Annotated in this window: 13 protein-coding genes and 1 other RNA gene; 12 read left to right on the top strand and 2 right to left on the bottom strand. The window is 38.5% G+C overall.

Going from position 1 to position 15,562, the window contains the following annotated elements:
* Window positions 1-5: 5 nt before the first annotated feature.
* The 8 genes from eno (at window position 6) to BM012_RS11600 (ending at window position 7,756) form a co-directional block, all read left to right on the top strand.
* On the top strand, window positions 6-1,298 hold the full coding sequence (eno, locus tag BM012_RS11565) for a phosphopyruvate hydratase (protein ID WP_019394946.1): 1,293 nt from the start codon (window positions 6-8) through the stop codon (window positions 1,296-1,298).
* A 169-nt stretch (window positions 1,299-1,467) separates the two neighbouring features.
* Entirely contained in the window at window positions 1,468-1,704 is a 237-nt protein-coding gene (gene secG / locus BM012_RS11570; RefSeq protein ID WP_019394947.1) for a preprotein translocase subunit SecG, read from the top strand.
* Between the two features lie 141 nt (window positions 1,705-1,845).
* Window positions 1,846-2,586 carry an alpha/beta hydrolase gene (locus tag BM012_RS11575; RefSeq protein ID WP_061804673.1) on the top strand — a complete coding sequence of 247 codons (741 nt, stop codon included), beginning with the start codon at window positions 1,846-1,848 and terminating at the stop codon, window positions 2,584-2,586.
* Between the two features lie 29 nt (window positions 2,587-2,615).
* Entirely contained in the window at window positions 2,616-4,952 is a 2,337-nt protein-coding gene (rnr, locus tag BM012_RS11580) for a ribonuclease R (protein ID WP_061804672.1), read from the top strand.
* A gap of 107 nt (window positions 4,953-5,059) precedes the next feature.
* Complete coding sequence (smpB, locus tag BM012_RS11585) at window positions 5,060-5,527, top strand: SsrA-binding protein SmpB (protein WP_061804671.1); 468 nt, start codon at window positions 5,060-5,062, stop codon at window positions 5,525-5,527.
* 124 nt (window positions 5,528-5,651) lie between these two features.
* Window positions 5,652-6,008: a transfer-messenger RNA gene (ssrA, locus tag BM012_RS11590) on the top strand.
* 145 nt (window positions 6,009-6,153) lie between these two features.
* The gene (locus BM012_RS11595; protein WP_061804670.1) at window positions 6,154-6,345 is read left to right on the top strand and encodes a DUF4177 domain-containing protein; all 192 of its coding nucleotides are present in this window, start codon (window positions 6,154-6,156) and stop codon (window positions 6,343-6,345) included.
* A 412-nt stretch (window positions 6,346-6,757) separates the two neighbouring features.
* Complete coding sequence (locus tag BM012_RS11600) at window positions 6,758-7,756, top strand: inorganic phosphate transporter (RefSeq protein ID WP_061804669.1); 999 nt, start codon at window positions 6,758-6,760, stop codon at window positions 7,754-7,756.
* Between the two features lie 75 nt (window positions 7,757-7,831).
* Here BM012_RS11600 and BM012_RS11605 read toward each other — a convergent pair whose 3' ends face one another.
* On the bottom strand, window positions 7,832-9,400 hold the full coding sequence (locus BM012_RS11605; protein ID WP_061804924.1) for a catalase: 1,569 nt from the start codon (window positions 9,398-9,400) through the stop codon (window positions 7,832-7,834).
* A gap of 279 nt (window positions 9,401-9,679) precedes the next feature.
* Window positions 9,680-10,009: a helix-turn-helix domain-containing protein gene (locus tag BM012_RS11610; RefSeq protein ID WP_061804668.1), complete on the bottom strand. Its 330-nt coding sequence runs from the start codon at window positions 10,007-10,009 to the stop codon at window positions 9,680-9,682.
* Window positions 10,010-10,199: 190 nt separating this feature from the next.
* Here BM012_RS11610 and BM012_RS11615 point away from each other — a divergent pair, with 190 nt between their 5' ends.
* The 4 genes from BM012_RS11615 (at window position 10,200) to BM012_RS11630 (ending at window position 15,546) form a co-directional block, all read left to right on the top strand.
* Window positions 10,200-11,186 (top strand): type I asparaginase, encoded by a 987-nt coding sequence (locus BM012_RS11615; protein ID WP_061804667.1) that lies wholly within the window; start codon window positions 10,200-10,202, stop codon window positions 11,184-11,186.
* A gap of 39 nt (window positions 11,187-11,225) precedes the next feature.
* Complete coding sequence (gene aspA, locus BM012_RS11620) at window positions 11,226-12,653, top strand: aspartate ammonia-lyase (protein WP_061804666.1); 1,428 nt, start codon at window positions 11,226-11,228, stop codon at window positions 12,651-12,653.
* Between the two features lie 144 nt (window positions 12,654-12,797).
* Window positions 12,798-14,231, top strand: coding sequence for a Na+/H+ antiporter NhaC (gene nhaC, locus BM012_RS11625; RefSeq protein WP_061804665.1), 1,434 nt, complete (start codon window positions 12,798-12,800; stop codon window positions 14,229-14,231).
* Window positions 14,221-15,546, top strand: coding sequence for an NAD-dependent malic enzyme (locus BM012_RS11630; protein WP_061804664.1), 1,326 nt, complete (start codon window positions 14,221-14,223; stop codon window positions 15,544-15,546). The genes nhaC and BM012_RS11630 overlap by 11 nt, the downstream gene beginning before the upstream one ends.
* The last annotated feature ends 16 nt before the right edge of the window (window positions 15,547-15,562 follow it).

Raw genomic sequence — 15,562 nt, forward strand, 5'->3', positions numbered from 1 at the left:
TTTATATGTCTATTATTGTTGATGTTTATGCTCGTGAAGTACTAGATTCTCGTGGGAATCCAACAGTTGAAGTAGAAGTTTACACAGAAACAGGTGCTATGGGACGCGCTCTAGTTCCAAGTGGTGCATCTACTGGTGAATATGAAGCAGTAGAATTACGCGACGGTGACAAAGAACGTTACCTTGGTAAAGGTGTTCTTAAAGCAGTAGAAAACGTAAATGAAATCATCGCTCCAGCAATCATTGGTTATGACGTATTTGACCAAGTTGCAATCGATAAATCTATGATTGAGCTTGATGGTACAGATAACAAAGGTAAACTAGGTGCAAACGCAATCCTTGGTGTATCTATGGCTGTTGCTCGTGCAGCTGCAGACTTCTACGATATGCCACTTTACCAATACCTTGGTGGAGTAAACGGAAAAACTCTTCCAGTTCCAATGATGAACATCGTAAACGGTGGAGAGCATGCGGATAACAACGTTGATATTCAAGAATTCATGGTTATGCCTGTAGGTGCTGAAAACTTCAAAGAAGCTCTTCGCATGGGCGCTGAAATTTTCCATAACTTAAAATCAGTTCTTAAAGGAAAAGGTTACAACACAGCTGTAGGTGACGAAGGTGGTTTCGCACCAAACTTAAGCTCTAACGAAGAAGCATTACAAACAATCATCGAAGCGATCGAAAAAGCTGGCTACAAACCAGGCGAACAAGTTATGTTAGCAATGGACGTAGCATCTTCTGAGCTTTACAACAAAGAAGACGGCAAATACCATCTTTCTGGCGAAGGCGTTGTGAAGTCTTCTGAAGAAATGGTAAGCTGGTATGAAGAATTAGCTTCTAAATACCCAATCATCTCAATCGAAGATGGTCTTGACGAAAATGACTGGGAAGGTCATAAATTACTAACTGAGCGTATTGGTAACAAAGTTCAATTAGTAGGAGACGACCTATTCGTAACAAATACAAACAAACTTGCTCAAGGTATTGAACAAGGTGTTGGAAACTCAATCCTTATCAAAGTTAACCAAATCGGTACGTTAACAGAAACATTTGACGCAATCGAAATGGCTAAACGCGCTGGTTACACAGCTGTTATCTCTCACCGCAGTGGTGAAACTGAAGATAGCACAATTGCTGACATTGCTGTTGCATTAAACGCAGGTCAAATCAAAACTGGTGCTCCATCTCGTACAGACCGTGTTGCAAAATACAACCAGTTACTTCGCATCGAAGACCAACTTGGTGAAGTTGCGAAATATGATGGAATTAAATCATTCTACAACCTTAAAAAATAAGGTGAATGAATAGAAAGCTCCGCTCATTGCTTGAGCGGAGCTTTTTTATAGTTATAAGCACTTTTGTTAACGTATTGTTAACATATTTTCTCTGTCCTTGTAACCCTATTGTTTTTATGATAAATTTAAAATATTGGAAACGTGTGTTTAACCGGGAGGTGTTTTATAAATGCTTCATACAGTTCTTATGACATTACTCATTATCGTAGCTATCGCGCTAATTATTGTTGTACTTCTTCAGTCAAGTAAAAGTACTGGACTTTCAGGTGCAATTTCAGGAGGAGCAGAGCAACTTTTTGGGAAACAGAAAGCCCGTGGTATTGATGCTGTTCTACACCGTATTACAGTTGTTCTTTCTGTTTTATTCTTTGTTCTTACACTTTTAGTGTCATACGGTAAGTTTTAAATGGGCGAGCTTATTATAAGCTGGCCTTTTTTGTTTAAATAAACGCTTGTTTAGATTATGATTAAGAAAGACCATATAAGGGAATTTTTAAATAGACAGGCAGAAAATCACTATCGCAAAAAGAAGGAGAGCAGATACATAATGAAGATTACGTTACCAAAACCATTTACATTTGAAGGTGGAGATAAAGCAGTTCTCTTACTGCATGGATTTACAGGTAATTCAGCAGATGTTCGGATGCTTGGTCGTTACTTAGAAAAACGTGGGTATACGTGCCATGCTCCTCAATATAAAGGACACGGTGTGCCTCCTGAAGAACTAGTTCATACAGGTCCTGATGATTGGTGGAAAGACGTGATGGAAGGGTATAACTTCCTAAAGGAAAAAGGCTTTGATGATATTGCAGTAGCAGGTCTTTCACTTGGCGGCGTATTTTCGCTGAAATTAGGTTACACTGTACCTGTAAAGGGTATAGTGCCCATGTGTGCTCCAATGTATATTAAAAGTGAAGAAGTCATGTACAATGGTGTTCTAGAATATGCTCGTGAATTTAAGAAACGCCAAGGGAAAACAGAAGAAGAAATTAAGAATGAAATGCAGGAATTTAAGAAGGCACCAATGGAAACCCTAAAAGCATTACAAGAATTGATTTCAGATGTTCGTCATAATGTGGATATGGTATATGCTCCAACCTTCGTTGCACAAGCGCGTCATGATCATATGATTAATACGGACAGTGCCAATATTATTTATAACGAAGTAGAATCAACAAAGAAAGATATTAAATGGTATGAAGAGTCAGGCCACGTAATCACATTAGATAAAGAACGTGATGTACTTCATGAAGATGTATATAACTTCTTGGAGTCATTAGACTGGTAGATCAAATATTGAAAACAAGGAGGTTGACAATGGATCAAAATATTCAAACCCATATTGATCGTCTTCTTGCCTATATGCGAGAAGAAAGCTATAAACCATTAACAACGAAAGAGCTTGAAGAAGTATTCGGCATTGAAGATTCATCTGAATTCAAAACATTTGTCCGTGCTCTTGTAGAAATGGAAGAGAAAGGACTTATCATTCGTTCAAGAACAAACCGCTACGGTTTACCTGAGCGAATGAATTTAGTAAGAGGTAAATTAATCGGTCATGCAAAAGGTTTTGCCTTTGTTCGTCCTGAAGATACCACAATTGAACAAGATGTGTTTATTCCACCAGGCGATTCAGGGAACGCTCTGCATGGTGATACAGTTCTTGTTCGTATTACCGTTGAAAAATCAGGAGCAAGACGTGAAGGAACAGTTATGAAGGTTCTTGAGCGAGGTGTCCAAGAAATTGTTGGTACATATGAACAGAGCAAAGGATTCGGTTTTGTAGTACCAGATGACAAAAAGTTTAAGAGTGATATTTTCATTCCAAAAAATGCTCAAAATGGAGCAATTGACGGCCATAAAGTTATCGTAAAGCTAACAAGCTATCCTGATAACCGCATGAATGCAGAAGGGGAAGTTAAAGAAATTCTTGGTCACAAAAACGACCCTGGAGTTGATATTCTTTCCATTATTCATAAATACGGCATTGTTGTTGAATTCCCTGATGAGGTTATTGACCAAGCAAACGATGTTCCAGATACAATTGCTGAAAGTGATTTAAAAGATCGTCGTGACCTTCGTAACGAAACAATTGTGACAATTGACGGCGCAGATGCTAAGGACTTAGATGATGCGGTTACCGTTACAGAACTTGAAAACGGAAACTATAAGTTAGGGGTTCATATCGCAGACGTTAGTCACTATGTTACAGAAGGGTCGCCAATTGATGTGGAAGCAACTGATCGCGGGACAAGTGTTTATTTAGTAGACCGCGTAATTCCAATGATTCCACACCGCCTTTCAAACGGAATTTGTTCATTAAATCCGAAAGTTGATCGTCTTACGCTTTCATGTGAAATGGAAGTAAACGCAAAGGGAGAAGTTGTAAAGCATGAAATTTTCCAAAGTGTGATTAAGACAACGGAACGAATGACTTATTCAGATGTGAACAAGATTCTTGTAGATAAAGATGAAGAACTTCGTGCTAAATATGAGCCACTCGTTCCGATGTTTGAAGATATGGAAAAACTGGCTGCTATCCTACGACAAAAACGAATGGACCGTGGGGCAATTGATTTTGACTTTAAAGAAGCAAAAGTTCTTGTAGATGAAGAAGGGCATCCAAGCGATGTTCGATTGTATGAGCGTTCAGTAGGAGAAAAACTGATTGAAGAGTTTATGCTTCTAGCAAACGAGACGGTGGCAGAGCACTTCCATTGGATGAATATCCCGTTTATGTACCGAGTTCATGAAGATCCAAAAGAAGATAAGCTTAACCGTTTCCTAGAGTTCATTACAAACTTTGGGTATGCCGTTAAAGGAACAGGAAATTCAATCCATCCACGCGCACTTCAAGAAGTGTTAGAGGCTGTACAAGGAAGCCCAGAAGAAATGGTTATTTCAACTGTAATGCTTCGTTCTATGCAACAAGCACGCTACTCTCATGAGAGTCTAGGCCATTTCGGGCTTTCAACAGAGTTTTATACACACTTTACGTCACCAATCCGTCGTTATCCAGACTTGATTGTTCATCGTCTTATTCGAACGTATTTAGTTCAAAATCAAGTAGATAGTGCAACACAAGAGAAGTGGCAAGAGCGTCTGCCAGAGATTGCGAAACATACATCAGATCGTGAGCGTCGTGCAGTTGATGCAGAGCGTGAAACAGATGACCTCAAGAAAGCAGAATTCATGGCAGACAAGGTTGGAGAAGAATTCGAAGGAATTATTAGCTCAGTAACCAAATTTGGTATCTTTGTTGAGCTTTCTAACACAATTGAAGGGCTTGTTCATGTAAGTGACTTGTCTGATGATTACTATCATTATGATGAGCGTAACTTTGCTATGATCGGAGAGCGAACAGGAAATGTGCTTCGCATTGGCGATGAAGTGAAGGTCCAAGTTGCTAGTGTAAACAAAGACGAGCGCTCAATTGACTTTGTAATTGTTGGCATGAAAGGCAGCAAAAAGCGTGCCCGCATGGATCGTCCGAAAGTCATTAAAAATGATAATAAGCGCACAAGACCAACTGCAAAAGGTAAGAAAAAAGAAGAATGGTCAACAAATCCGTCTTCTGACAAAAAGAAGAGAAAGCGCAAAGCTTTCTATGAAGGAGCACCAGGATTAAAGAAAAAGAGACGTAAGCGTAAATAACAGAGGGGCTGCCTGTGGCAGCCTCTCATAAGTTGAGAGCAGATCATAAAATCTGTTACAATAGATAATACGCTAGATGTTCGTTGTTTGAAGGGAGAACGTGTTTTATGCCAAAAGGAGAAGGAAAACTCATTGCCCAAAATAAAAAAGCTCGTCATGATTTTGCTGTTGAAGAAACATATGAAGCGGGCCTTGTATTAAAAGGAACAGAAATTAAGGCTATTCGTGGTGGTCGCGTTAACTTAAAAGACTCGTTCGCACGCGTGCAAAATGGAGAAGTGTTTCTTCATAACATGCACATCAGTCCGTATGAGCAAGGAAATCGCCACAACCATGAGCCATTGCGCACACGAAAGCTTCTTTTACACCGTAAACAAATTAATAAATTAGTTGGCGATACGAAGCAAGAAGGTTATTCTCTTGTTCCATTAAAACTTTATTTGAAAAATGGATACGCAAAAGTTTTAATTGGGCTTGCAAGGGGTAAAAAGAAGTATGACAAGCGTGAAGACTTAAAACGTAAAGAAGCTAAACGTGATGTTGAGCGTGCGTTTCGTGAACGTCAAAAAATGTAGAGTCCTAAAAGTTTACATTTGACTTCAAGAACGTATGTGCTATAATAATAAATGTAACACAGCCAGTAACTAGCGACAGCTAAGCTTAAACTTATAGTTGTCCCGTTTCGATAACCTTTTATATGGGGACGTTACGGATTCGACAGGGATGGTTTGAGCTTGAGTTGCGAGCCGGGGGGATCGTCCTCGTTACCAACGTCGAGTTAATTATAACTGGCAAACAAAACAATTTCGCTTTAGCAGCATAATGCTAGAGGCCCTTTCCTTCCATCGCCCATGTGGAAGTGCATAGGGTTCACTATGAAGTGGGCTACGCTTAAGGCCACCGTCTGAGGTCTTAAGAAGAGATTAATCAGACTAGCTCCTCGGACGCCTGTCGGTAGGCATAAGAGAGAGCGAATTGCGAATATGCCGACTACGCTCGTAGATGCTTAAGTATCAATATCTTTGGACGTGGGTTCGACTCCCACCGTCTCCACCAAATACATATTTTGGTGGTTTTTTATTATAAAAAAGTAAAGCATAGGCTCTTAACCAGAGCCTATGCTTTTTTAATGCTTATAAAATGTAAAATATATCTATAAATGGTATAATAGTTATAAAAATAGGGAGAGTAGGAAAACTTAATGTATGAATATAAGTTTGTACAAGTAGAGTTAAAACATGGATTGTTAAAAAGTACATCAAAAGAAGATTACCGAGAAATTATTCAACAGCATGCAGAAGAAAGATGGCGTTTTGTTCAAATCTTTGCCCCTGGAACAGGAACTGTAGGAAGTGCAGACAATTTTGAATTAATTTTTGAAAAAACAAAATAAGGTCAAGAAAGGGAAGAGTTTTTGTAAGAAGGCTCTTCTTTTTTATGATTTGAGATAAAAAATAAATAAGTAAATATAGTAAGCAAAAAATTGTAAAAGTAAAATAGGATAGTAGGTTTAATAATGTTAAAATAAGTAGTAGGGTTTGTTGAGCTTATACTTAACTTTGTTAATATCTTTGTAATAAAGGTATTTAAGGGTTTTATATGTCTGCTGAAATCATTTTAAGGTTGGAACATCATTAGAGTGGCACACGATGAATGTTCAATAAAGTTATAGACATAAGTGTAAGTTGTTCTTTCCGTATTGAAGAAAGAAAATGTTCCAGATTGAATTGCTGCCGACAGAAGAGGAAAGATATAGATATCAACCTCAACAAACAACAATAAAAAAGTAAGGAGGTAGATTTGCTATCGAACATCTACCTTTATTCCTAATTCTTATTATTATATTAGGGTTAGTATTTGATTTTATTAATGGATTTCATGATACGGCTAATACCATTGCTACGTCCGTGACAACAAGAGCTTTATCACCTCGGACAGCAATCTTAATTGCTGCCTGTGCCAACTTTGGTGGAGCCCTATTATTTTCAGGCGTTGCTGAAACGATTACAAAAGACATTGTTAATCCATTTTCATTGGAAAACGGATCAGCCGTTATTTTAGGAGCGCTAATTTCCGCTATTTTTTGGAATCTAATCACATGGTATTTTGGCATCCCAAGTAGTTCGTCACATGCTCTTGTTGGTTCTATTTCAGGTGCAGCTATTGCAGCTGGCGGTGTTCATATTTTGAACTACAAAGGTTTTTTTGGAATTGTACAAGGGTTAATTATTTCGCCCATTATTGCCATTATTATTGGATTCCTGATTATGAAAGTTTTTCAACGTACACTTAAAAATTTGCCTCTGTATAAAACAAATAAAAGAATGCGATCACTGCAAATGGTAACGGCAGGGCTGCAGTCGTTTTCACATGGAACAAATGATGCGCAAAAGACAATGGGCATTATGACAATGGCACTGATTACATCAGGTTATCAAAGCTCAACAGCAGTACCTTTTTGGATTAAAATCTTAGTTGCAGCTGCAATGGCTCTTGGAACGTCTGTTGGAGGATGGAAGATTATTAAGACCGTTGGTGGGAAAATTACGAAGCTGACACCAGCAAGTGGAGCAGCAGCTGATATATCATCCGCACTTATTATCTTCGGATTTACAGCATTAAAACTTCCTGTAAGTACAACCCACGTTATCTCCTCTTCTATCATGGGAGTTGGGTCTGCTCAGCAGTTTAAATCGGTAAAGTGGGGCACAGCAAAACGTATTGTGCTGACGTGGGTAATTACATTGCCATTGACAGCACTATTAGGGGCGCTTGTCTTTAAAGTATTGTCTATCATGATGTGAAGCTATCTGCGTATATATAAATGTAGATAGTCAATAAGAAAGTAAAAAACGTGAGCTGTAAAAGCTCACGTTTTTTTAATAGGAGTCTGTATCATGTCCCATGTCTTTTGCTTTATCAACTGTTTCTTTTGTTTCCGTTGCGCCTAGTGGACCATGATGATCGGTATTTCCGCGCTTTTTCAATCCTTCTGCGACACGGCGGCCGTAATCTTCATCTGCTTTTGTAAAATACTCAATCATTTTTTCTTGAATAATAGGCTTACAAGGAGCTAAACCATCGACAAGGTTACGAATTAAATCATCCCGTTCAACCTCATCAAATGCACGGTATGTTTCACCAGCTTGTTTGAAGTCATTTGTTCTATCAATTCGTTCATGAACAAGGTTTCCTTCAACATATGGCGTATATTCTTTACCGTGACGAGGAGCTTCTTTTAAACCTCCTAATGATGAGGGTTCATAGTTAACATGTGGATTTTGGTCAGTCCCTTTATCAACATAATACATCATCTGCCCGCCACGTTGGTTTGTTGCTACATGCTTCTTTGGTGCATTAATCGGCAATTGTAAATAGTTTGGCCCAACACGATAACGCTGTGTATCTGAATAAGAGAAGGTTCGCCCTTGTAGCATTTTATCGTCAGAGAAGTCAAGACCGTCTACTAAAACACCTGTTCCAAATGCAGCTTGTTCAACTTCAGCAAAATAGTCTTCAGGGTTTTTATTTAAAACCATTTTTCCCACAGGCAGCCACGGAATTTGATCTTTTGGCCAAATCTTTGTATCATCAAGCGGATCGAAATCAAGCTCAGGGTGGTCATCATCACTTAAGATTTGGACAAAAAGTTCCCATTCTGGGTAGTCACCATTTTCAATTGCTTCATATAAATCCTGTGTTGCATGGTTAAAGTTCTTTGCCTGGATTTCTTCTGCTTCTTGCTGTGTTAAATTTTTAATTCCTTGCTTTGGTTCCCAATGATATTTAACAAGAACAGCTTTTCCTTCTTTGTTTACCCATTTGTATGTATTAACGCCAGAGCCTTGCATTTGGCGATAGTTTGCTGGAATTCCCCACGGAGAATAAACAAACGTTACCATATGCGTTGCTTCAGGTGAATTGCTACAGAAATCAAAAAAGCGTTCGCTGTCTTGTATATTTGTGACAGGATCTGGTTTAAAAGCGTGAATCATATCTGGAAATTTAATGGCATCACGAATGAAGAAAATTTTTAAGTTGTTTCCAACTAGATCCCAGTTTCCGTCTTCTGTATAAAACTTAACCGCAAAACCTCGTGGGTCCCGTAGCGTTTCCGGAGAGTGACCGCCGTGAATAACAGACGAAAAGCGTACAAAGACAGGCGTTTGTTTACCAGCACCTTCAAACACTTTAGCACGCGTATATTTAGAAACAGGTTCATCTCCAACTTTTCCGTACGTTTCAAAATATCCATGTGCACCTGCACCACGAGCATGAACAACACGCTCTGGAATCCGTTCGCGATCAAAATGTGAAATTTTCTCGATGAAATGGTAGTTCTCTAGTGTTGCAGGTCCTCTATTTCCGACTGTTCGGATGTTTTGGTTATCTTTAACAGGGTGGCCCTGACGAGTTGTGAGTGTATCTTCATGTTCGCCTTCTGCCATACGCTTATCTAGGGCATCACCTTCACCATTTACAGCCGTTCCATTTTCTGTTGGTTTCTTCTTATCTTCCACCTTAATCCCTCCTTGGAAAAATAATCAATCATACATATAAGGTATTCCCCAAAGAGGTGGGGATTTATGCATGAAATATGATTTATTGTAAAGAAGGAAATTAAAGGGGAGCACTATATCTATAAAAACAAAGAAAGGGATGTTCCATAAAAGGAACATCCCTTTCTTTAAAAGAGTGATACTAAATTACTCATAGTAAAGGATACATTATCTCTTTTCCTCAATGGCTCTCTTAGCCCGAACAAAAGCCACAACCCCTATGGCTTCTTCTTTTGTCAGCGTTTTACCGTCAACAGCTAATTTATTTGGTTCTGTGACTTCAAGAGAGATTTGTTCATGGTGAGGTGTGCGCCCGAGTAGATCATCACACGTTGTTTCAAAAAGATCAGCTAATAAAGCAAGCGCTTCAAACGAAGGGCGTCTATAGCCAGATTCATAGCCAGCATATGTACTTTTTGCGATGCCAAGGCGGTCTGCTGTGTATTGAAGAGACCACTTTTTCTTTTTTCGTAATTCTGTTAAACGATCTAAGTTCATCTCTTTTCCGCTCCTTTTTCTTATAAAGTATTATATCATAAAGGATATTCAAGGTGTACGCGAATTGAATAATATTACCTTGCTAATTCTGAAATCCTTGTCTATAATTGAGTTAAAAGTATGCAGAAAGCGAATGCTTTTTGTGAATCATCTTAAAATTAAGTCATTTACAGGTGAAGAGGTGTGGGGAATGAAAAAGCTATTATTATTAACAACAGGGGGAACCATTGCTTCAGTTGAAGGAGAAAATGGACTTTCACCAGCTGTAAAAGCAGACGAACTGTTGAGTTATGTATCAGAGCTTGATAATGATTACACGATGGAAACAAAATCACTTATGAATCTTGATAGTACAAACATGCAGCCTGAAGATTGGGTGAAGATGGCGAACGCTGTGCAGGAACATTACGATGAATATGATGGATTTGTCATTACGCATGGAACAGACACAATGGCTTACACATCTGCAGCTCTTTCTTACATGCTTCAGCATGCAAGAAAGCCAATCGTTATTACAGGTTCACAAATTCCCATTACGTTTAAGAAAACGGATGCCAAGAAGAACATCACAGATGCTATTCGTTTTGCTTGTGAAGGCGTTGGAGGAGTTTATGTTGTCTTTGATGGACGCGTTATTCAAGGAACAAGAGCGATTAAGTTAAGAACGAAAAGCTATGATGCTTTTGAAAGTATTAATTATCCTTATATAGCGTTTATAAATGAAGATGGCATTGAATACAACAAAAAAATAAAGGAAGAACAGCATAAATTTACAGTTGATACGTCTCTTTGTACAGATGTTCTTTTGTTGAGATTGCATCCAGGACTAAAACCTGAAATGTTTGATGCTTTAAAAGGCCTTTACAAAGGTATTGTGATTGAAAGTTATGGAAGCGGTGGCATTCCATTTGAAGAACGCAATATTTTAGAAAAAATTAATGAGCTTGTTGAGAGTGGTGTAGTTGTTGTTATTACAACTCAATGTTTAGAAGAAGGCGAAGATATGAGCATCTATGAAGTTGGTAGACGCGTTAATCAAGATCTTATCATTCGTTCTCGAAATATGAATACAGAAGCTATTGTACCAAAACTTATGTGGGCATTAGGACAATCTCCTGACTTACATGAAGTTAAGCGTATTATGGAAACACCTGTTGCTGATGATGTTGTTTTATAAAAATTTTTAAGCTAATAGGGGAGAAAGAGGGTTTTACACATGGTAGAAATTCAAGAAAAACACCGCATAGAAAAAGACTTTCTTGGTGAAAAGAGAATTGAAAAAGATGCATATTACGGCATTCAAACGCTTCGTGCGTCAGAAAACTTTCCCATTACAGGATATCGAATTCATGAAGAAATGATTAAAGCATTAGCCGTTGTGAAAAAGTCTGCAGCTCTTGCGAACATGGATGTGAAACGTCTCTATGAAGGGCTTGGCAATGCTATTGTTCAAGCAGCAGATGAAATTCTAGAAGGTAAGTGGCATGATCAGTTTATTGTTGACCCTATTCAAGGTGGAGCAGGGACATCTATGAATATGAATGCTAATGAAGTAATCGGAAATAGAGCACTCGAAATTTTAGGTCACCATAAAGGAGAGTACAATCATTTAAGCCCGAACTCTCACGTGAATATGTCACAGTCAACAAATGATGTTTTTCCAACAGCGATTCATATTTCTACATTAAAAATGCTCCAAAAGCTCCTTGAAACGATGGAGTACATGCAAGGGGAATTCAAGAAAAAAGCGGTAGAGTTTGATTCTGTGATTAAAATGGGTCGAACACACCTTCAAGATGCTGTGCCAATTCGACTTGGGCAAGAGTTTGAAGCGTATAGCCGCGTTCTAGAGCGCGATATGAAGCGAATTAAGCAATCTCGTCAGCATCTTTACGAGGTGAATATGGGAGCAACAGCCGTTGGAACAGGATTAAACGCAAATCCAAAATACATTAAATCTGTGGTGAAACACTTAGCACGTATTAGTGATTTACCTCTTGTGACAGCAGATCATCTTGTTGATGCAACACAGAATACGGATGCTTATACAGAAGTATCAGCAGCTCTTAAAGTATGTATGATGAACATGTCTAAAATTGCGAATGATCTTCGTCTAATGGCTTCAGGTCCAAGAGCAGGTTTAAATGAGATTAGCCTTCCTGCCCGTCAACCTGGTTCATCAATCATGCCAGGCAAAGTAAATCCTGTTATGCCAGAACTTATCAACCAAATTGCGTTCCAAGTGATTGGAAACGACAATACCATCTGCTTAGCTTCTGAAGCAGGTCAGCTTGAATTAAATGTTATGGAGCCAGTACTTGTCTTTAATTTACTTCAATCCATTAGCATTATGAACAATGGATTCCGTTCATTTACAGATCATTGCTTGAAAGGAATTCAAGCAAACGAAGCTCGTATGACAGAGTATGTGGAAAAAAGCGTTGGTATTATTACAGCAGTAAACCCACATCTTGGCTATGAAGCAGCGGCACGTATTGCGAGAGAAGCCATTTTAACAGGTAAGTCTGTTCGAGAGCTTTGCTTGCAAAATGATGTATTAACAGAAGAAGAGCTCGATGTTATTTTAAACCCTTTTGAAATGACGAAACCAGGAATTGCTGGGGAAGAGCTTTTTGATAAATAATAAAAAGAACATTGTAATATTTAGTCTATACAGGACGTATGGACTAAATGTTGCAAGCTTGGGGATGAGGAAGTATAGTAATATACGTTACAACAGCTCTAAATGTAAGCGTTTTACTATCATTTTCAACTAGGGGGACTATGCATGAAGGAAGTAAGATTACCAACAATACCTGAAATTGTGATTATATTAGGAGCATTTCTTGCACTTGTGTTGTCATTTACGGTGTTTCTTGATTTACCGATTCAAATGGCATTATTCATATCATGGTTTCTCGTTATTATTCTAGGTGTTCGACTCGGTCATAAGTATCAAGATTTACAAAAATCAATTATGGATGGGATCTCAAATGGATTAGAAGCTGTCTTGATTCTTGTATCTGTAGGAGCTTTAATTGGTACATGGATTGCAGGCGGGGTTGTACCAACTCTTATTTATTACGGATTAGAATTCATCCATCCAAGTATCTTCTTATTAGCAACTCTTATCATTTGTTCTATTATGTCTGTTGCAACAGGAACATCATGGGGAACAGTTGGGACAGCAGGTATCGCAATGATTGCAATTGGAGAAGGCCTAGGGATGCCTCTTCCACTTGTAGCGGGAGCTGTATTGTCTGGTGCGTATTTTGGAGACAAACTATCACCACTATCTGATAGTACAGTACTTGCCTCATCTCTTTCAAAGGTAGATATTTTACGCCATGTGCGAGCAATGATGGTCTTGTCAATTCCCGCATATATTATTACAGCTATCTTATTTACGATTACTGGATTTGTATATGGTGGAAGAAACATTGATACAGAGAAAGTAGAGTTTTTAAAATCTTCATTACAAAAACATTTTGATATTGAGATTTGGATGCTTATTCCAGCTATTATTGTTGTTTTATTGTTAGCGTTAAAGAAACCATCAATGCCTGTTATTGTTATTGGTGCTCTATTAGGAGCTATTTGGGCATCTGTATTTCAAGGGATGGATTTTGCGGATGCAATTAATACAGCTTACAAAGGTTTTTCAATTGATACTGGTGTAGAGTTTATGGACGGTATCCTAAATCGCGGTGGTATTGTCGGTATGCTTGATACACTTGTTGTGATTATATTTGGTCTAGGATTTGGTGGACTCTTAGAAAAGCTAGGAGTATTAAAAGTTATTGTAGCAACTTTCGAAAAGAAACTGACATCTGCAGGAAACGTGACTTTGTCAACTTTAATTGTAGCATTTCTAGGAAATGTATTAGGTTGTGCAATGTATGTATCGTTAATCTTGACTCCAAAAATTATGGAGAAAAGTTACGATAAGCTGAAGCTAGATCGCCGAATCCTATCACGTAACACAGAAGTGGGTGGCACATTGACGTCTGGTATGGTTCCGTGGTCTGATAATGGTATATATATGGCAGGTATCCTTGGAGTTTCGACATTTTCATATTTACCATTTATGTGGCTTAGTTTTGTAGCATTAGCACTTGCACTCATTTATGGATATACAGGAAAATTCATTTGGTATATTGATGAAAATTCACCTTCAGATGAGACAGAGTATAAAGGGGAGAAAGCAGTAAATGATTACTAAACATATGATTCGTACACTTATGATTGAAACACCTACTGTTCCGGGAAATCTAGGAAAAGTTGCAACAGCTATCGGTCTTGTAGGGGCAGACATCGGTGAAGTTGAAACTGTAAAAGTTGGTCCAACTTATACGATGCGTAATATTACTGTACAAGTAGAAACAGAAGAACAGTTAAATGAAATTATTACAGCAATCGAAGGGTTAGAAAAGGGCATTAAGCTTCATACGGTTTCAGACGAAGTTCTTTCAGCTCATGAAGGCGGAAAGATTGCGATGAAGAGTAAGATGCCAATCAAGTCTCTAGCAGAACTGCGTCGTGTGTACACACCAGGTGTTGCTGATGTTTGTAGCCTTATTGAAAGAGAACCAGATAAAGCTGAAATCTATACAACAATTAATAACTCTGTAGCGATTGTAACAGACGGAACAGCCATTCTTGGGCTTGGAAATATCGGTCCTGTTGCAGGAATGCCTGTTATGGAAGGGAAGGCTGCTCTTTTTGACCAGCTAGCAGGAATTAGTGGTGTGCCCATTTTACTTGATACAACAGATCCGGAAGAAATTATTCGTACCGTGAAAAATATCGCACCTGGATTTGGTGGGATTCTTCTTGAAGATATTGGTTCACCACATTGCTTTGAAGTGGAAGACCGTTTAAAAGAAGAATTAAACATCCCTGTTATGCATGATGATCAACATGGTACAGCAGTTGTTACACTTGCAGCCGCTATTTCTGCTTGTAAGAGCGCAGGAATTGACTTGAAAGAAGCAAAAGTAGGACAAATTGGCCTTGGCGCTGCAGGAGTTGCGATTTGTCGTATGTTTATGGCATATGGGGTTCAAGCTGTTTATGGAACAGACAAATCAGAAATGGCAATGAATCGTTTAAAAGAATATGGTGGACAAACTTCATCAAACATTGAAGAGTTAATGGAAACGTGTGATATCATTATTGCAACAACAGGTGTTCCTGGACTTATAAAAAAAGAGTTTGTAAAAGAAGGACAAGTTATTCTAGCTTTATCAAATCCAAGACCAGAAATTGAGCCTGAAGTAGCATTAGAAGCCGGAGCTGCATATGCTGCAGACGGACGCTCTGTTAATAATGTTCTTGGTTTCCCAGGGATTTTTAGAGGAGCTCTTAATGCTAAAAGTAAAGAAGTGAACCACGAGATGCTTGTTGCTGCAGCAGAAGCAATTGCTTCTTGTACGAAACATGGAGATCTTGTACCAGATCCGCTTCAACCGGAAGTACATGAGAAAGTGGCAGAAGAAGTAGAACGTGTAGCACGCCGCGTTTATGTAGGTGTATAAATAAGCGAAAAAACGA

It is taken from the genome of Priestia endophytica DSM 13796 (assembly GCF_900115845.1).
In the GTDB taxonomy this organism is placed as follows: Bacteria; Bacillota; Bacilli; order Bacillales; family Bacillaceae_H; genus Bacillus_I; species Bacillus_I endophytica.